This is a genomic window from Shinella sp. GW821-FHT11G07, assembly GCF_058808115.1.
This window is the reverse complement of sequence record NZ_JBXARJ010000006.1, coordinates 186,553-204,507: the sequence shown is the minus strand read 5'-3', so window position 1 is coordinate 204,507 and position 17,955 is coordinate 186,553. Positions and strand designations below refer to the sequence as shown.

The window sequence follows — 17,955 nt, the reverse complement described above, 5'->3', positions numbered from 1 at the left end:
CGCCTCGGATAACGGGCCCCATATGGCGATTATTCATGAACAAACAATGCCTGTCCAAGAATGTTCAGCGACGAATTGCCATTTGCGTCTGGAATGCCATATCGATAGGGCCTTCGGCAAGCCACCTCATGAGATGGGCGGCCTTTAGCATCGAGGACTGGGAATGGATCACTCCGCCATCGCCGACCGCCGGCATCTGCGCCGCAAGCTCACCTTCTGGCGGGTCGTCGCCATCCTGATCGCGCTCATCGCCGTCTTTGCCGCGGCCGCCTGGCGCTGGCCGGGCAGCGGTGCACGCGATCATATCGCGCGGGTCAGCATTTCCGGCATCATCCAGGACGATACCGAGTTGCTGGAGCGCCTCGACCGCATTGCCCGCAACGACCGGGCGAAGGCGCTCGTCGTGACGATTTCCTCGCCCGGCGGCACGACCTATGGCGGCGAAGTGATCTTCAAGGCGCTGCGCAAGGTGGCGGAAAAGAAGCCCGTCGTCTCGGATGTGCGCACGCTGGCCGCATCCGCCGGCTACATGATCGCGACGGCCGGCGACACGATCGTGGCGGGCGAAAGCTCGATCACCGGCTCGATCGGCGTGCTCTTCCAGTACCCGCAGATGAAGGAACTGATGGACAAGATCGGGGTTTCCCTCGAGGAAATCAAATCCGCGCCGCTGAAAGCGGAACCCTCGCCGTTCCATCCGGCAAGCGAGGAGGCGAAGTCGATGATCCGCGCCATGGTGATGGACAGCTATGACTGGTTCGTCGATCTCGTCGTCGAACGCCGCAAACTGCCGCGCGACGAGGTTCTGCGCCTTGCCGACGGCAGCATCTTCACCGGCCGCCAGGCGCTTGCCGCCAAGCTCGTCGACCGGCTCGGCGGGCCGGAGGAAATCCGCGCCTATCTCGACGAGCGCAAGGTGGCGGCCGACCTGCCGTTCATCGACTATACAGCACCGAATCGCTCAAGCTTCTCCTTCCTGGGAAGCAATGTGGCCGATCTTGCACGCTCCATTCTCGGCCTGCCGCTCGATCTTCAACCGACGATCGAAAAACTAGCCGGCCAAAAGTTGTTTCTTGACGGTCTGGTCTCGGTTTGGCAGGTTGCTCGTGATTGAAAAACAAGAATTTTTGAGGGGGACACAGTGATCAAGTCGGAATTGGTTCAGATTGTCGCCGCGCGCAATCCCCACCTCTACCACCGCGACGTCGAGAATATCGTCAACGCGGTGCTCGACGAAATCACGGATGCGCTCGCGGGCGGAAACCGGGTCGAGCTGCGTGGCTTCGGCGCCTTCTCCGTGAAGAACCGGCCGTCTCGCTCAGGCCGCAACCCGCGCACGGGCGATGCGGTCTTCGTCGAGGAGAAGTGGGTTCCGTTCTTCAAGACCGGCAAGGAGCTGCGCGAGCGGCTTAATCCTGGTCAAGCGGACCAGGACGACTAAAACCCGGGGCGCCTGATCGGCGCCTCGCGCCAAGCAGGTGATGCCATGATCAAGAGAGTCGTCAACATCCTCGTCCTCATCCCGATCGCCATCGTGCTGATCGTGCTGTCGGTGGCGAACCGCCAGTCGGTGACGCTGGCGCTCAATCCGTTCCGGCCCGAGGACAGCATGCTCTCCGTCACCGCGCCGTTCTTCGTCTATCTGTTCCTGGCGGTGATCTTCGGCCTCGTGCTCGGCGCGCTCATCACCTGGTTTACCCAGGGCAAATACCGCAAGCGTGCCCGCATCGAGGCGCACGAGGCGGTGAAATGGCACAGCGAGGCGGAAAAGCACCGCACGCGCGCCGAGACGATCGCCTCGCAGGCGGTCATTCCGGCCTCGGCAAAATAAGCTAGGCCGGCCCGCCGTTGAGCTTCGCGCCGAGATCGGCGAAGAACTGCGCTGCAAGTTTCTTCGATGAGGAATCGATCAACCGCGATCCGAGCTGGGCGAGCTTGCCGCCGATCTGCGCCTTGACGTCATAAGCCAGGATCGTGCCGTCGCCGTCTTCGGTGAGGCGCACGTCGGCGCCGCCCTTGGCAAAACCGGCAATGCCGCCCTTGCCTTCGCCGGAGATTGTGTAGCCGAGCGGCGGGTTGAGGTTGGAAAGCGTCACTTCGCCGCTGAAGGTCGCCGAGACCGGGCCGATCTTGATCTTCACGGTCGCCTCCAGCTCGGTCGGCGATTTCATGGTGAGCGCCTGACAGCCCGGAATACAGGCCTTCAGGATGTCCGGATCGTTGAGCGCCGCCCAGACGGCGTCGCGTGGGGCGGCAATGCGTTCTTCGCCGGACATGTCCATGATCGGTCCTCCCTGGAACAGCGCCGATTGTCGCAATCGGAAAGCGCTTTGCCAAGAGGGGGAGGAATGGTAAGGGGACCGCTCGTTTCCCGGCGCTGCCGGCCAAGTATTCAACCGACGACGGATGATCGATCGTGAAGGACAGACACCGCCGGCCGAAGGTCGGCTCCGCCGCTCCCGTTCGGGCGCAAGCCCAAAGGACCCCGGCCGCAAAGACGCCGGCGCCCAAGAAGGAGCCGCGCCCGGCGCCCGAGCTACCCGCCCGCCCGCTGATGCGTCGCGAAGGCGAAAAGCCGGCCGAGCGCTTGCCTGTCATCCTGGAGACTGCGGGCTCCGACCAGTACCGTCTCATCGACAGCGGTGCCGGCGAAAAGCTCGAACAATACGGTCCCTACCGCATCGTGCGGCCGGAAGCACAGGCGCTCTGGCAGCGCAGCCTCGCCGACGGCATCTGGGACAAGGCAGACGCCCTCTTCACCGGCGATACGGATGAAGACGGCATGGGGCGCTGGAAGTTCCCCAAGACGATGCTCGGTGAGACCTGGCCGATGCAGCTGCTCGGCGTCGATTTCCACGGCCGCTTCACCGCCTTCCGCCATGTGGGTGTCTTCCCGGAACAGCTCGCCCACTGGAGCTGGATGAAGGAGAAGGTCGAGACGGCTGGCCGGCCGGTCAAGGTGCTGAACCTTTTCGGCTATACCGGTGTCGCCTCGCTCATCGCGGCTGCGGCGGGTGCGGAAGTCACCCATGTCGACGCCTCGCGGAAGGCAATCGGCTGGGCACGCGAAAACCAGGCGCTCGGCCGCATGGAAAAGCTGCCGATCCGCTGGATCTGCGAAGACGCGATGAAATTCATCCAGCGCGAGGAGCGCCGGGGCAGCACATACGACATCATCCTGACGGACCCGCCGAAGTTCGGCCGTGGCCCGAACGGTGAGGTCTGGCATCTCTTCGAGCACCTGCCGCTGATGCTCGATATCTGCCGCGAGATTCTGTCCCCCAAGGCCATCGGCCTCGTGCTGACGGCCTACTCGATCCGCGCGAGCTTCTATTCCATCCACGAACTGATGCGCGAAACGATGCGCGGCGCCGGCGGCACGGTGGAATCGGGTGAACTCGTCATCCGCGAGAGCGGCAAGGACGGCAAGGACACCGGCCGCGCGCTCTCCACCTCCCTTTTCAGCCGATGGATCAGCGCATGAGCCAGGAACATCACGGAACGCGCCGCGTCGGTCAGGTGAAAGAGGTGACGAGCCTCGCAAACCCGATCATCAAGGACATCAAGGCACTTGCCAACAAGAAGGACCGCGACGAGACGAAAAGTTTCATGGCCGAAGGCCTGAAGCTCGTCATCGACGCGCTGGAACTCGGCTTCGAAATCAAGACGCTCGTTTATGCCAAGAACGTCAAGGACAAGCCGCAGGTCGTGCAGGTCGCCACCAAGACGGTGGCGCGTGGCGGGCTGGTGCTGGAAGTCAGCGAGAAGGTTCTGTCCTCGATCACCCGGCGCGACAATCCGCAGATGGTCGTCGGCATCTTCACGCAGCGCTGGACGAGCCTGCGCGATCTCAAGCCGAAGACCGGCGAAACTTATATCGCGCTCGACCGCGTGCGCGACCCGGGTAATCTCGGCACGATCATCCGCACCGCGGATGCGGCAGGCGCCGGCGGTGTCATCCTCGTCGGCGAGAGCACCGATCCGTTCTCGATGGAAACCGTGCGCGCCACCATGGGCTCGGTCTTCGCCGTGCCGCTGGTGAAAACGAGCGTCGGCGACTTCCTTGGCTGGAAGAAGACGGCGAGCGTTCAGGTCGTCGCGACCCATCTGGCCGGCGCCGTCGACTACCGCACCATCGACTACAAGAAAAAACCCGTCGTGCTCTTGATGGGCAATGAGCAGTCAGGCCTGCCGGAGGAGCTCGCCCGCGAGGCGGATGCGCTTGCCCGCATCCCGCAGACGGGCCGGGCGGATTCGTTGAACCTTGCGATTGCCACCGGCATCATGCTGTTCGAGGCGCGCCGCCACCTGCTGACGCTGGACGAGCGCGCATGAACGAACGCATTCCGCTCATGTCCCGGCCGGTGCCTGTCATCGTCGTCATCCTGCTGGCGCTGCTTCTCGATCAGGCGGTGAAATTCGCCGTCGAAATGTGGCTTCCCTTCCAGGAAGCGGTGCATGTCGTGCCCATGCTGGCGCTCTACCGCACCTACAATTACGGCGTCGCCTTCTCCATGCTGTCGGGCATGGAGGGCTGGTTCATCGTGACGCTGCGCCTCTTCGTCGTCGGCTTCGTCGTCTGGCTCTGGCGGCAGACACCCAAGGCGCGGGGTTTTGCCCATGCCGGCTATGCCTTCATCATCGCCGGGGCCTTCGGCAATCTCATCGATCGGGCGCTGTTCGGCTACGTGATTGACTATATCCTGTTCTACACGGAGACTTGGTCCTTCGCGGTGTTCAACCTCGCCGACACGTTCATCACCATCGGCGCTGGCCTCGTCATCCTCGATGAGCTTCTGCTCTTGCGTCGTGCGAAACGTTAAATTTTTAACGACTTGCTGAAGCCGATTTGAACGGTCCGTGTGTTAAGCGGATCGTCATGAGCGAACCCGTCAAGCTACAGAATCGGCTCAAGGCCGAATTTGCCGAAGCGCCGCAGCGTTCCGCGGGCGACCGTTTTGACGCGGCACACGATATCCACGATATCGACGGGGAGGGTGCAGCGCCCCGTCCCGAGCCGGAAAGCCACGCGATGATCCGCAGTGTGATTGCAGGCGTCGGGCTGCTCTGCGGCGCGCTTGTGCTGGCAACCGGCATGGCGACCGGGTTCTATATCGCGGCGATCGGCCTCGGTCTCGCCGGTATTGCGGGTGCTGCGTTCCTTTTCTGGTCGCACCGTCCGGTCGCCGCCGTCGAAGCGGCGCATGACCGGTCCTGGGAACGCAGCGAAACCTCCGAAATCCTCTCCGCCATCCATGACGTGCTCGGTGATATCGTCGTCATGCGCACGCTCGATGGCCGCATCCTGCGCGCCAATGCCGTGCTTGGCGAGTTGACCGGCACGGCTGCTGTCGAAGGCAAGACCTGCGAGGCGCTCGGTCTTGCCTTCCGCTCGCAGGCCATGGCGCACCGCTATGATGTCGACGTAAACGGTCCGGCCGGCAAGCGTATCTATTCCTGGCATGACGTCACGGTGCGTGATCCAGCCTCGGGTGACCTGGTGGTGCATTCCATCGCTCGCGACGTGACCGAGGAGCGTCGGGCCGAAGGCGAGCGCGAGCGCGCCCGCCAGCGCGCGGAGGAGGCGAGTGCCGCCAAGTCGCGCCTGCTCGCCACCGTCAGCCACGAAATCCGCACACCGCTCTCCGGCATTCTCGGCATGTCGCACCTGATCGGCCAGACGCGGCTGACCGCCGAGCAGAAGAACTATTTAGCCGGCATCCGCCAGTCCGGCCATGCGCTCGTGCAACTCGTCGACGACCTGCTCGATTTCTCGACCATCGAGGCGGGTCGCTTCCAGCTTCGCCCATCGGAAGAGCCGGTTCGGCCGCTGCTGGAAAGCGTCGTGGAGATGCTCTCGCACCGCGCCCATGAAAAAGGCATCGAGATCGGCTCCTTTGTGGCACCCGAGGTGCCGGGCCTGCTGCTCTACGATGCACCGCGCCTGCGCCAGGTGCTCTACAACGTCGTCGGCAACGCCGTGAAGTTCACCCATACGGGTGGCGTGTCGCTGGAAACCACGCTCGATCGCGGCGCCGTCGTTATCCGCGTCACCGACACAGGCCCCGGCATGAATGCCGAGGAACAGGCGCGCATCTTTCAGGAGTTCGAGCAGACGGGAAGCGCCTCGCAGAGGAGCGGCGGCACCGGCCTCGGCCTTGCCATTTCCGCCCGTATCCTCAACGAGGCCGGTGGCGCGTTGACGCTGGAAAGCACGCCCGGCAAGGGCAGCACCTTCACCATCCGCATGCCGGCTGATCGGCGCAAGACGGCGGGGGCAGCCGGCGCGCGCAAGGGCGTGCTGAAGGGCAGCCTGGTCTTCGTGCTGGCGCCGGCCGGCCCGGCATCGAAGGCGCTGGTGCGCACCATCGATGCGCTCGGCGGCGCCTGCCATCTCGCCACGTCCATCGACGAGGCGCTTGACCTCGTCCAGGAACTGGCCGGCCGCGGAGCCGAACTGACCGACATCATCGTCGACAACCGCCTCGCCGGTGCCTTCCGTCGTGAGCTTGCCGATCTCGGCTATCTGCGCGACAGCCGCGCGCGCCGCATCTATCTCGTCAATCCGGAAGAACGCAGCGGCCGGGCGATCGGAAATGGTGAGGGCTATGATTCCTGGCTCATCCGGCCCTTGCGCGAGCGTTCGCTGGTCGAAGTCTTGCGCGGCCGCATGAAGGGCATCGAGGTACGCGATGCGATCAACGACAACCGCCCGATCCTGACGGAATTGCCGGAGATAGCCCCGGAACCCACACCGGCCGCGACCACAGGTGCCCGCATCCTGCTTGCGGAGGATGACCCGGTGAACGCCATGCTGGTGCGTTCGGTGCTGGAGCGTGCGGGTCATATCGTGCGCCATGTGCCGGATTATCCGGCGCTCGTTTCCGCGCTTGCCGGCGCCACGGATGCCGGCCCGTTCGCCGCCGACCTTCTCGTCACCGACCTCGGCATGCCGGGCGGCGACGGCAAGGAGATGATCGCGCGCATCGTCCAGCGCGACTATGGCAATGCCCGCCTGCCGGTCGTGGTGCTGACCGCCGACAGCCGGCAGGGACTGAGCGAGGAACTGCTGGCGATCGGCGCCGATGCGGTGCTGTCAAAACCGGCGGATCCCGTTCATCTGATTGCGGAAATCGCCCGTCTGGCCCGGCGCGCCACGGCCTGATCTCTAGCCGAGCCGGCTTTTCGCTGGCGCGGCCAGACTTGCGTCATTGTCCTGTTGCAGAATCGTGGTTAAAACCATGAAGTTTCGTTGGACGGATACACTGCCATGACGCTCGACCTCGCCCAGACCATCGCTCCTGTGGAGATCGCCCAGAAGACGGTTGCGGTCGCGGGCCGCTCGGGAACGGCCGTGCTCGGCCGCATCGGCAATCTTGAGACGCGCATCGCCCGCTCGGTGACGGAAATCGACGCCGCCCAGGCCGTGCGCTACCGCGTCTTCGCCGAAGAAATGAACGCAAAGCTTTCGCCCGACGCCGTGCGCCGCAAGCGTGACATCGACGCCTGGGACATGGTCTGCGACCACCTGCTCGTGCTCGACACCTCGATCGAGGGCGACGCCGAAGAGCAGATCGTCGGCACCTATCGCCTGCTGCGCCAGGATGTCGCTGCGGTGTCCGGTGGCTTCTATTCCCAATCCGAATTCGACGTCGATGCGCTGATCGCGCGCCATCCGGAAAAGCGCTTCATGGAGCTTGGCCGCTCTTGCGTGCTGCCGGCCTACCGCACCAAGCGCACGGTGGAACTGCTCTGGCAGGGCAACTGGGCCTATTCCCTGAAGCACGGCATCGACGTGATGTTCGGCTGCGCCTCCTTCCACGGAACAGTGCCGGAGGAACATGCGCTGGCTCTGTCCTTCCTGCATCACAATGTGCTGGCGAAGGACGAATGGACCGTCTCGGCCCGGCCGGAGCTTTTCCGCACCATGGACCTGATGCCATCGGAAGGCATTGATGCGCGCAAGGCGCTCTCCGCCATGCCGCCGCTGATCAAGGGTTATCTTCGGCTCGGTGCGACAGTCGGCAACGGCGCCGTCGTCGATCACGGCTTCAACACGACGGATGTGCTGATCGTGCTGCCGATCGGCAAGATTTCCGGCCGCTATCTCAACTATTACGGCGCGGACGCCGGGCGTTTCGCCAGCTAAGCAATGCCGGGAAGACTGCGACGCGGTTTTCCGTTCGGAATTGCATGCCGCTACAAGCATATTCGATGAAGGTCAGCATAGTTTGATTTGCCGCCCGTCCCGATCCCGAGGCGGGCGGCTTTTTATCGTGCTGTCAGCCGGCATTGTAGGCGGCAAGCGCCGCCATGTTGACGATATCGGCGTCCTTCGCCCCCATCGAGACGATCTGCACGGATTTGTCGAGGCCGACGAGCATCGGGCCGATGACCATCGCGCCACCGAGTTCCTGCAGCATCTTCGTCGCGATCGAGGCCGAGTGGAACGCCGGCATGACGAGGACATTGCCGGGGCCGGAAAGGCGGCAGAACGGGTACTGCTCCATGATGCGCGGGTTGAGCGCCACATCGGCCGCCATCTCGCCGTCATATTCGAAATCGACGCGGCGGCGGTCGAGAATCTTCACCGCTTCCCGCACCCGTTCCGAGCGTTCGCCGGACGGATGGCCGAAAGTCGAGTAGGCAAGCATCGCCACGCGCGGGTCGTAGCCGAGGCGGCGGGCAAGGCCGGCTGCTTCTTCCGCAATGTCGGCCAGCTCTTCCGACGACGGCATGTCGTGCACGGCCGTATCGGCAACCAGAACCGTGCGACCGCGGCAAAGCGCCAGCGACGCGCCGATGACGCGATGGCCGGGCTTGGCATCGATGCAGCGGCGCACGTCTTCCAGTGCGGTGGAATAGTTGCGGGTCAGGCCCGTCACCATCGCATCCGCGTCGCCGAGCGCCACCATGCAGGCCGCAAAGTGGTTGCGGTCGTTGTGGATCAGGCGCTGGGCATCGCGGTAGAGGTAACCCTTGCGCTGGATGCGGGCGTAGAGATAGTCGATATAGGCATCGTTGCGCGTCGAGATGCGGGCGTTGAGCAATTCGATGCCGGGCCGGTCGAGATCGATGCCGGCACGATCGGCCACTTCGCGCATGCGGTCGTCGCGGCCGACGAGGATCGCGGTGCCGAGCTGCTGGTTGGCATAGGACACGGCGGCGCGCATCATCTGCTCTTCCTCGCCCTCGGCGAAGACGACCCGCTTCGGATGACGGCGAACGCGGGCATAGATCTGCTGCAGCGTCGAGGCGATCGGGTCGCGCCGTGCCTTCAGATCGCGGGCATAGGCGTCAAGGTCCGGGATATCCTTGCGTGCGACACCCGTCTCCATCGCCGCCTTGGCAACGGCGACCGGGATCGCCGAAATCAGCCGCGGATCGAACGGCACGGGGATGATGTATTGCGCGCCGAAACGCGGGCGCACACCCTGGTAGGCGGCGGCGACGTCGTCCGGCACATCCTCCTTGGCGAGATTGGCGAGCGCTTCGGCTGCCGCAATCTTCATCGCGTCGTTGATGGTGTAGGCGCGTACGTCGAGCGCGCCGCGGAAGATGTAGGGGAAGCCGAGCACGTTGTTGACCTGGTTCGGATAGTCCGAACGGCCGGTCGCGACGATCGCGTCGTCACGGATGCGGGCAACCTCTTCCGGCGTGATTTCCGGGTCGGGGTTGGCCATGGCGAAGATGATCGGCCGCGGCGCCATGGAGCGGATCATCTCTTCCGAGAAAGCGCCCTTGGCGGAGAGGCCGAAGACGACATCCGCGCCCTCCATGGCTTCGGTGAGCGTGCGGCGGTCGGTTTTCACCGCATGGGCCGATTTCCACTGGTTCATGCCGTCTTCGCGGCCCTGGTAGATGACGCCCTTGGTGTCGCAAAGGATGACGTTTTCCGGCGCAAAGCCCATCGACTTGATGAGCTCGATGCAGGCGATGGCGGCTGCACCTGCACCATTGCAGACGAGCTTGGTCGTCTTGAAGTCGCGGCCGGTCAGCGCCAGCGCGTTGATCAGGCCGGCGGCGGCGATGATCGCGGTGCCGTGCTGGTCGTCGTGAAAGACGGGGATGTCCATCAATTCGCGCAGGCGCTGCTCGATGATGAAACAGTCGGGTGCCTTGATGTCCTCGAGATTGATGCCGCCGAAGGACGGACCGAGATAGCGCACGCAGTTGATGAACTCGTCGACATTTTCGGTGTCGACCTCGAGGTCGATCGAATCGACATCGGCGAAGCGCTTGAAGAGGACCGACTTGCCTTCCATCACGGGCTTGGAGGCGAGCGCGCCGAGATTGCCGAGGCCGAGGATGGCGGTGCCGTTCGAGATGACGGCGACCATGTTGCCGCGCGTCGTGTAGTCATAGGCAGTCGAGGGATCTTCGGCGATGGCCTTCACCGGCACGGCGACGCCCGGCGAATAGGCAAGCGACAGGTCGCGCTGCGTCGCCATCGGCTTGGTCGGCGTGATTTCCAGCTTGCCGGGACGGCCAGACGAGTGGAAATCCAGCGCTTCCTTGTCCGTGACGGTTGCCCTCTGGCGATCGGTTTTGTCGGTACCCGGCATGTTCCCCCCTTACACTCCTGTGGGCGATAGACCCATAGCTACTCACAGCTGTTGTTTTCTATATCGCTGCATGGCTAGGGTGACACCTCTTTTTTGGGAAGAACAGTCAGTCCGTGAACGATCAGATCGCCCGCCAGAACGATATCCTGTCGACCGCCGAGCTTGCCAGCGACGAAAGCCGCGCATCGGCGACGCCGATGATGGAACAATATATCGAGATCAAGGCGAACAATCCCGACAGCGTGCTGTTCTATCGCATGGGCGATTTCTACGAGCTGTTCTTCCAGGACGCCGTGGAGACGTCGCGCGCGCTCGGCATCACCCTGACGAAGCGCGGCCAGCATATGGGGCTCGATATCCCGATGTGCGGCGTGCCCGTCCATGCGGCCGACGACTATCTGCAAAGGCTGATCTCGCTCGGCTTCCGCGTCGCGGTCTGCGAGCAGGTCGAGGACCCGGCGGAGGCGAAGAAACGCGGCTCGAAATCCGTCGTGCGCCGCGACGTCGTGCGTCTGGTGACGCCCGGCACGCTGACGGAAGAAAAGCTGCTCTCGCCGTCCGACGCCAACTACCTGATGGCCGTCGTTCGTATCCGCGGCGGTGGTGAGCCGGCGATGGCGCTTGCCTGGATTGACATCTCGAGCGGCATCTTCCGCCTGTCGGAGACGGCGCAGGGTCAGTTGCTCGCCGATATCCTGCGCATCGACCCGCGCGAACTGATCGTGCCGGACACGCTGTTCCATGACCCGGAATTCCGCCCGGTGCTGGATGTCGTCGGCCGTGTGGCGGTGCCGCAGCCGGCGGTGCTGTTCGACAGCGCAACGGCGGAAGGCCGCATCGCGCGCTATTTCGGCGTTTCCACGCTGGATGGCTTCGGCACTTTTTCGCGCGCCGAGTTGGCGGCGGCGTCCGCCGCCGTTGCCTATGTGGAAAAGACGCAGATCGCCGAGCGCCCGCCGCTCGGCCGGCCGGAGCGCGAAAGCTCGGCCTCCACGCTGTTCATCGATCCCGCCACGCGCGCCAATCTAGAATTGGTGCGTACACTCTCCGGCGAGCGCAGCGGCACGCTTTTGAAAGCCATCGACCGCACCGTGACGAGCGGCGGTGCGCGGCTTCTGGCCGAGCGCCTGATGTCGCCGCTCACCGATCCCGACGCGATCAATGCGCGCCTCGATTCGATTTCGGCTCTCGCCGACCGGGCCTCCTTCTGCGAGGACTTGCGACGGGCTCTGAAGCGCCTTCCCGACATGCCGCGCGCCCTTTCGCGCATCGCGCTCGGCCGCGGCGGCCCGCGGGATCTCGGCGCGATCTTTCAGGGCCTTTCCACCTCTGCGGAAATCGCTCAGCTGATGGCCGTAGAAGATCTTGATGGCGAGCTTTCTGAGGCCCGCAAGGCCGTTGCCGCGCTACCGATCGACCTTTCGCATCGGCTCGCCTTCATGCTCGCCGACGAACTGCCGCTTCTCAAGCGCGACGGCGGTTTCATTCGCGAAGGCGCGGATGGCGAACTCGACGAGATGCGGGCGCTGCGCGACCAGTCGCGCCGGGTCATCGCCGGTCTCCAGCTGCAATATGCCGAGGAGACGGGCGTCAAGTCGCTCAAGATCAAACACAACAATGTGCTCGGCTATTTCATCGAGGTCTCCGCCGGAAACGCTTCGGCGCTGACCGATGGTGACGAGGCGAAGGCGCGCTTCATCCACCGCCAGACCATGGCCGGCGCCATGCGGTTCACGACGACCGTGCTCTCCGAGCTGGAAACGAAGATCGCCAATGCCGCCGACCGGGCGCTCGCCATCGAATTGAAAGCCTTCGACGGCCTTGTCGAAGCGGTCGTTGCTGAAGCCGAGCCCATCAAGGCGGCAGCCCGGGCGCTTGGCGTCGTCGATGTGTCCGTCGGGCTTGCGGCGCTGGCCGAGGAGCAGGCCTATTGCCGGCCGACTGTCGATCATTCCACCATGTTCGCCATCGTCGGCGGGCGGCATCCGGTCGTCGAGCAAGCGTTGCGCCGCCAGCAGGGTGCCGCCTTCGTCGCCAATTCCTGTGATCTCTCGCCGGCGGACGGCAAGGGGCACGGCGCGATCTGGCTGCTTACCGGTCCGAACATGGGCGGTAAGTCGACCTTCCTGCGCCAGAACGCGCTGATCGCCATCCTTGCCCAGATGGGGTCTTACGTCCCGGCCGAAAGCGCCCATATCGGTATCGTCGACCGGCTGTTTTCGCGCGTCGGCGCGTCGGATGACCTGGCCCGCGGCCGCTCGACCTTCATGGTCGAGATGGTCGAGACGGCGGCGATCCTCAATCAGGCGACCGACCGTTCGCTCGTCATCCTCGACGAAATCGGCCGCGGCACCGCCACGTTCGATGGCCTGTCCATCGCCTGGGCCGCTGTCGAGCACCTGCACGAGGCCAATCGCTGCCGTGGGCTTTTCGCCACGCATTTCCACGAGTTGACGGTGCTGTCCGAAAAACTCGCGCGCCTTTCCAACGCCACAATGCGCGTCAAGGAGTGGGACGGCGACGTGATCTTCCTGCACGAGGTCGGCCCCGGTGCCGCGGACCGTTCCTACGGCATCCAGGTCGCGCGGCTTGCAGGCCTGCCGGCCTCCGTGGTGGCGCGCGCAAAAGACGTGCTGGCCAAGCTGGAGGATGCCGACCGCAAGAATCCGGCAAGCCAGCTCATCGATGATCTGCCACTGTTCCAGGTTGCGGTGCGTCGCGAGGAGGCCAGGCGGGATTCTGCGCCCTCCAAGGTCGAGGCGCTGGTCAAGGATATCAACCCGGACGACATGACGCCGCGCGAGGCGCTTGATGCGCTTTACGCGCTGAAGAAAGAACTTGGCAATCGCTAGCGCCTAGGATGGCTGTTTTCCGGCGCTGAAAGGGTCTATAGCGCATGCGAACCGAACGGGCGGTGGAAGACAAGCGGGACGCAGGCCGGCATCCGATGGAACATAAGCTTTTGGCACCGGCCGATTCCGGCCTTCTCGACGTGCCGGCGTTGCGCGCCAGATGTGAATTCATCGCCAGCACCAATGCCGATTACCGCGACCGGATGCGCAGCGCGCTTCTGGCCGAATTCAAGAAGGTCAATGCGGCCGGGCGTGAACGGGCGCGCGAACTGCTCTTTGCCGATGGCAGCGGCCTGCAATGCGCTGCCCGCATTTCCTGGCTCCAGGACCAACTGATCGCCGTCCTGCACGATTTTGCCCTGAACCACGTCTTTAGTGCCGGCCAGGCCTCGCCTGCCAGCCGCATCACGGTCACGGCCGTCGGTGGCTATGGCCGCGGCACGCTGGCACCGGGCTCGGATATCGACCTGCTCTTCCTGCTGCCGGCGAAACCCGCCGCCTGGAGCGAGCCGGCCATCGAGTTCATGCTCTATATCCTGTGGGATCTCGGCTTCAAGGTCGGCCATGCCACGCGCAATTTGGAAGAGTGCATCCAGCTCTCCAAGGGCGACATGACGATCCGCACAGCGATCCTCGAAGCCCGCTATATCTGCGGTTCGGTCGCGCTGTTCGAGGAACTGGCCGTGCGCTTCGACCGCGAGATCGTGCGCAATACCGGCCCGGAATTCATAGCGGCCAAACTCGCCGAGCGCGACGAACGCCACCGCAAGGCCGGTGACACGCGTTATCTCGTCGAGCCGAACGTCAAGGAAGGCAAGGGCGGGCTGCGTGACCTGCACACGCTGTTCTGGATCGCCAAGTACTTCTATCACATCCGCGATCCGGCCGAGCTGGTGAAGCTCGGTGTGCTGTCGCGGCAGGAATACAAGCTCTTCCAGAAGGCGGACGATTTCCTCTGGGCGGTGCGCTGCCACATGCATTTCCTGACGGGCAAGGCAGAGGAGCGGTTGTCCTTCGACATCCAGCGCGAGATCGCCGAATGCCTGGGCTACCAGCCGCATCCGGGTCTCTCCGCCGTCGAACGCTTCATGAAGCACTATTTTCTCGTCGCCAAGGACATCGGCGACCTGACACGCATCTTCTGCGCCACGCTGGAGGACCAGCAAGCGAAGGAAGCTCCCGGCATTTCGGCCGCCATCAGCCGCTTCACCCGCCGTACGCGAAAGATTGCCGGTACGCTGGATTTCCTCGAAGACCGCGGCCGCATCACGATTGCCGATCCTGACGTCTTCAAGCGCGATCCGGTCAATCTCATCCGACTGTTCCATATCGCCGACATTAATGGGCTGGAGTTCCACCCGGACGCGCTGAAGCAGGTGACGCGTTCGCTGAAGCTCATCAACGGGGCACTGCGCGAAAACGAGGAGGCGAACCGTCTCTTCCTGTCGATCCTGACCTCGCCGCGCGACCCGGCCCTCATTCTGCGTCGCATGAACGAGGCCGGCGTGCTCGGCAAGTTTATCCCGGAATTCGGCAAGATCGTCGCGATGATGCAGTTCAACATGTATCACCACTATACGGTCGACGAGCATCTGATCCGTGCCGTCGGCGTGTTGGCCAATATCGACCAGGGCCGCGAGAAGGAAGCGCATCCGCTGAGCTATCAGGTGATGCCTGGCATCGAGGACCGCATATCGCTTTATGTCGCGGTCCTGTTGCACGACATCGCCAAGGGCCGCCCGGAGGACCATTCCGAGGCGGGCGCCAAGGTCGCGCGCAAACTCTGCCCACGCTTCGGCCTTTCGCCGAAGCAGACGGAGCTGGTCGTCTGGCTGATCGAGGAACACCTCACCATGTCGATGGTCGCCCAGACGCGCGACCTCAACGACCGCAAGACCATCGTCGACTTCGCCGAAAAGGTGCAGTCGATGGAGCGGTTGAAGATGCTACTGGTGCTGACGGTCTGCGATATCCGCGCCGTCGGCCCCGGCGTGTGGAATGGCTGGAAGGGCCAGCTGCTGCGCACGCTCTACTATGAAACCGAGCTGCTGATTTCCGGTGGCTTCTCTGAACTGTCGCGCAAGGAGCGTGCGCAGGCGGCGCGCGAAGTCCTGTCCAATGCGCTTCCGGCCGACTGGAGCCAGAAGGACCGCAAGGCCTGCACCAAGCTGCACTACGATCCCTACCTGCTGACGGTGTCGCTGGAGGATCAGGTGCGCCATGCCGCGTTCATCCGCGAGGCGGACAAGGCCGGCAAGCCGCTCGCCACCATGGTGCGCACGCATTCCTTCCACGCCATCACCGAAATCACGGTGCTGTCGCCCGACCATCCACGTCTCTTGACGGTGATTGCCGGAGCGTGTGCGGCAGCGGGCGCCAACATCGTCGACGCGCAGATCTTCACGACCTCCGACGGGCGGGCGCTCGACACTATCCTGGTCAACCGCGAGTTTCCCAACGATGCCGACGAGACACGCCGCGCCGCCACGATCGGCCGGATGATCGAGGACGTGCTGTCCGGCCGCAAGCGCCTGCCGGAGGTGATTGCGACCCGCACTAAGAGCCGCAAGCGCAACCGCACCTTCACCGTGCCGCCGGCCGTCACCATCTCGAATACGCTGTCGAACAAGTTCACGGTCATCGAGATCGAATGCCTCGACCGGCCCGGCCTGCTGTCCGAGGTGACGGCGGTGCTGTCGGATCTGTCGCTCGATATTGCCTCGGCGCATATCACCACCTTCGGCGAAAAGGTCATCGATACGTTCTACGTCACCGATCTCGTCGGCCAGAAGGTCACCAATGACAACAGGCACACCAACATCATCGCCCGGTTGAAGGCCGTGATGGCGGACGAGGCGGATGAAGTGCGCGACCGCATGCCGCCGGGCATGATCGCGCCGGCCGCCCCTGCGCCGAGAAGGGTCAAGGCACCACAATGAGTCTGGTCAAGAAATTCGCGACCGTCGGCGGCGCGACGCTCGGCAGCCGCGTGCTCGGCTTTGCGCGCGAAACGCTGATGGCGGCGGCACTCGGCACCGGGCCGATGGCCGACGCCTTCTACGCCGCCTTCCGTTTCCCCAACCTCTTCCGTCGCCTGTTTGCCGAGGGCGCCTTCAACGCCGCCTTCGTGCCGCTCTTCGCCAAGGAGATCGAGGCCGGCGGCATCGATGGCGCCAAGCGTTTCTCCGAAGAGGTTTTCGGCGTCCTCTTCAGCGTGCTTCTGTTGCTGACCATCGCGATGGAGCTGTTGATGCCGCTCCTCGTCGCCTGGGTCATCGCGCCGGGCTTCGTGGGGGACGCGGAAAAGTTCGACGTAACTGTGAAGCTCGCCGTCGTCATGTTCCCCTACCTGATGTGCATGTCGCTGACGGCGATGCTGTCGGGCATGCTGAACTCGCTGCACCACTATTTTGCGGCTGCGATTGCGCCTGTCTTCCTGAATGTCGTGCTGATCGCAGCACTTGGTTATGGTCTCTGGCAGGGCGCTTCGCCGCTTGAGACAGCGTGGTATCTCTCCTGGGGCGTGCTCGTCGCTGGCCTGTTGCAGATGGCGGTGCTCTATGCGGGCGTGCGCCATGCGGGCATGAAGATCGGCTTTCGCCGTCCGCGCATCACGCCGAACGTCAAGCGCCTCCTGTGGTTGGCTTTTCCTGCAGCCGTCACCGGCGGCATCACCCAGATCAACCAGATCATCGGCCAGATGATCGCCTCCACCAAGGACGGCGCGATCTCCGTGCTGCAATATGCCGACCGCGTCTACCAGTTGCCGCTCGGCGTCGTCGGCATCGCCGTCGGGGTCGTGCTGCTGCCGGAGCTGGCGCGGGCGCTGAAGGGCGGGCAGGAGCGGGAAGCCGGCAACCTGCAGAACCGCTCGCTGGAATTCGTGCTCTTCCTGACTTTGCCGGCCGCCGGCGCGCTGTGGGTGATTTCCGACGAGATCGTGCGCGTGCTCTATGAGCGTGGCGCCTTCAGCCCGGAAACCACCTCCATCGTGGCGGGCACGCTCGCCATCTACGGTCTTGGCCTGCCGGGCTTCGTGATGATCAAGGCACTAAACCCCGGTTTCTTCGCCCGAGAGGACACCAAGACGCCGATGCGCATCACGCTCATGTCGGTCGTCATCAACTGCGTGCTCGCGGTCTCGCTCTTCCCGTTGTTCTACGAGCGCGGCATTGCCACGGCGGAAGCCGTGTCCGGTTGGCTGACGGCAATCCTGCTTTTCGTAACCCTGGTGCGCCGTGGCCATTGGCCATTGGAGAAGGCGCTGCTCTGGCGTGTCGCACGGCTGCTGATCGCGACTGTTGTCATGGCCGTGGCCCTTGACTATGCCTCCGACTACCTTGCCGATCGCCTCGCCCCGGCGTCGCCGCTCTACGAGCAACTGCTGGCGCTCGGTCTTCTCATCGGCTTTGCCATGGTCGTCTACTTCTCCGTCGCCTTCCTGATCGGCGGCGCCAACCTCGGCATGATCCGCCGCAACATCAAGCGCAAGCCGAAGGCTGCGGCGGCACCCACGGACGAGCCGTTGGAATAGGCTC

The 17,955-nt window shown here is 64.1% G+C and carries 13 protein-coding genes; 11 read left to right on the top strand and 2 right to left on the bottom strand.

What is annotated here, in order from left to right:
- Positions 1–163 precede the first annotated feature (163 nt).
- From sppA to AC1RT2_RS13945, 3 genes are read left to right on the top strand one after another with little or no spacing between them, the layout of a single operon-like run.
- A complete protein-coding gene (gene sppA, locus AC1RT2_RS13955) occupies positions 164–1,114 on the top strand; it encodes a signal peptide peptidase SppA (protein WP_493102676.1) in 951 nt (316 codons plus the stop codon).
- A 9-nt stretch (positions 1,115–1,123) separates the two neighbouring features.
- Positions 1,124–1,441: an integration host factor subunit beta gene (locus AC1RT2_RS13950; protein ID WP_160858077.1), complete on the top strand. Its 318-nt coding sequence runs from the start codon at positions 1,124–1,126 to the stop codon at positions 1,439–1,441.
- Positions 1,442–1,486: 45 nt separating this feature from the next.
- Positions 1,487–1,831, top strand: a complete 345-nt coding sequence (locus AC1RT2_RS13945) for a LapA family protein (protein ID WP_069060203.1) — start codon at positions 1,487–1,489, stop codon at positions 1,829–1,831.
- 1 nt (position 1,832) lies between these two features.
- Here AC1RT2_RS13945 and AC1RT2_RS13940 read toward each other — a convergent pair whose 3' ends face one another.
- A complete protein-coding gene (locus AC1RT2_RS13940; protein WP_493102674.1) occupies positions 1,833–2,282 on the bottom strand; it encodes an SRPBCC family protein in 450 nt (149 codons plus the stop codon).
- A gap of 134 nt (positions 2,283–2,416) precedes the next feature.
- On the opposite strand from AC1RT2_RS13940, the gene AC1RT2_RS13935 reads away from it, so the two are divergent.
- The 5 genes from AC1RT2_RS13935 (at position 2,417) to olsB (ending at position 8,149) form a co-directional block, all read left to right on the top strand.
- On the top strand, positions 2,417–3,484 hold the full coding sequence (locus AC1RT2_RS13935; protein ID WP_150129964.1) for a class I SAM-dependent methyltransferase: 1,068 nt from the start codon (positions 2,417–2,419) through the stop codon (positions 3,482–3,484).
- Positions 3,481–4,335, top strand: a complete 855-nt coding sequence (locus AC1RT2_RS13930; RefSeq protein WP_493102672.1) for a TrmH family RNA methyltransferase — start codon at positions 3,481–3,483, stop codon at positions 4,333–4,335. Before AC1RT2_RS13935 ends, AC1RT2_RS13930 begins: the two co-directional genes overlap by 4 nt.
- Complete coding sequence (gene lspA / locus AC1RT2_RS13925; RefSeq protein WP_160857771.1) at positions 4,332–4,823, top strand: signal peptidase II; 492 nt, start codon at positions 4,332–4,334, stop codon at positions 4,821–4,823. Before AC1RT2_RS13930 ends, lspA begins: the two co-directional genes overlap by 4 nt.
- A gap of 56 nt (positions 4,824–4,879) precedes the next feature.
- Complete coding sequence (locus AC1RT2_RS13920) at positions 4,880–7,165, top strand: hybrid sensor histidine kinase/response regulator (protein ID WP_493102670.1); 2,286 nt, start codon at positions 4,880–4,882, stop codon at positions 7,163–7,165.
- Positions 7,166–7,270: 105 nt separating this feature from the next.
- Complete coding sequence (gene olsB / locus AC1RT2_RS13915) at positions 7,271–8,149, top strand: l-ornithine N(alpha)-acyltransferase (protein WP_069060197.1); 879 nt, start codon at positions 7,271–7,273, stop codon at positions 8,147–8,149.
- Between the two features lie 133 nt (positions 8,150–8,282).
- On the opposite strand, the gene AC1RT2_RS13910 is transcribed toward olsB, so the two are convergent.
- A complete protein-coding gene (locus tag AC1RT2_RS13910; RefSeq protein ID WP_069060196.1) occupies positions 8,283–10,565 on the bottom strand; it encodes an NADP-dependent malic enzyme in 2,283 nt (760 codons plus the stop codon).
- Between the two features lie 113 nt (positions 10,566–10,678).
- On the opposite strand from AC1RT2_RS13910, the gene mutS reads away from it, so the two are divergent.
- The 3 genes from mutS to murJ all read left to right on the top strand — a co-directional run bounded on the left by mutS (position 10,679) and on the right by murJ (position 17,951).
- Positions 10,679–13,417 carry a DNA mismatch repair protein MutS gene (gene mutS, locus AC1RT2_RS13905; protein ID WP_493102667.1) on the top strand — a complete coding sequence of 913 codons (2,739 nt, stop codon included), beginning with the start codon at positions 10,679–10,681 and terminating at the stop codon, positions 13,415–13,417.
- Between the two features lie 95 nt (positions 13,418–13,512).
- The gene (locus AC1RT2_RS13900; protein WP_493102932.1) at positions 13,513–16,356 is read left to right on the top strand and encodes a [protein-PII] uridylyltransferase; all 2,844 of its coding nucleotides are present in this window, start codon (positions 13,513–13,515) and stop codon (positions 16,354–16,356) included.
- Positions 16,353–17,951, top strand: a complete 1,599-nt coding sequence (gene murJ / locus AC1RT2_RS13895) for a murein biosynthesis integral membrane protein MurJ (protein ID WP_493102665.1) — start codon at positions 16,353–16,355, stop codon at positions 17,949–17,951. The genes AC1RT2_RS13900 and murJ overlap by 4 nt, the downstream gene beginning before the upstream one ends.
- Positions 17,952–17,955 lie beyond the last annotated feature (4 nt).

Coding starts and splice junctions, on each gene's coding strand:
- AC1RT2_RS13920 (WP_493102670.1), top strand. CDS start 4,880: ATGAGCGAACCCGTCAAGCTACAGAATCGGCTCAAGGCCGAATTTGCC.
- AC1RT2_RS13910 (WP_069060196.1), bottom strand. CDS start 10,565: ATGCCGGGTACCGACAAAACCGATCGCCAGAGGGCAACCGTCACGGAC.
- AC1RT2_RS13940 (WP_493102674.1), bottom strand. CDS start 2,282: ATGGACATGTCCGGCGAAGAACGCATTGCCGCCCCACGCGACGCCGTC.
- olsB (WP_069060197.1), top strand. CDS start 7,271: ATGACGCTCGACCTCGCCCAGACCATCGCTCCTGTGGAGATCGCCCAG.
- AC1RT2_RS13900 (WP_493102932.1), top strand. CDS start 13,513: ATGGAACATAAGCTTTTGGCACCGGCCGATTCCGGCCTTCTCGACGTG.
- AC1RT2_RS13945 (WP_069060203.1), top strand. CDS start 1,487: ATGATCAAGAGAGTCGTCAACATCCTCGTCCTCATCCCGATCGCCATC.
- lspA (WP_160857771.1), top strand. CDS start 4,332: ATGAACGAACGCATTCCGCTCATGTCCCGGCCGGTGCCTGTCATCGTC.
- murJ (WP_493102665.1), top strand. CDS start 16,353: ATGAGTCTGGTCAAGAAATTCGCGACCGTCGGCGGCGCGACGCTCGGC.
- sppA (WP_493102676.1), top strand. CDS start 164: ATGGATCACTCCGCCATCGCCGACCGCCGGCATCTGCGCCGCAAGCTC.
- AC1RT2_RS13930 (WP_493102672.1), top strand. CDS start 3,481: ATGAGCCAGGAACATCACGGAACGCGCCGCGTCGGTCAGGTGAAAGAG.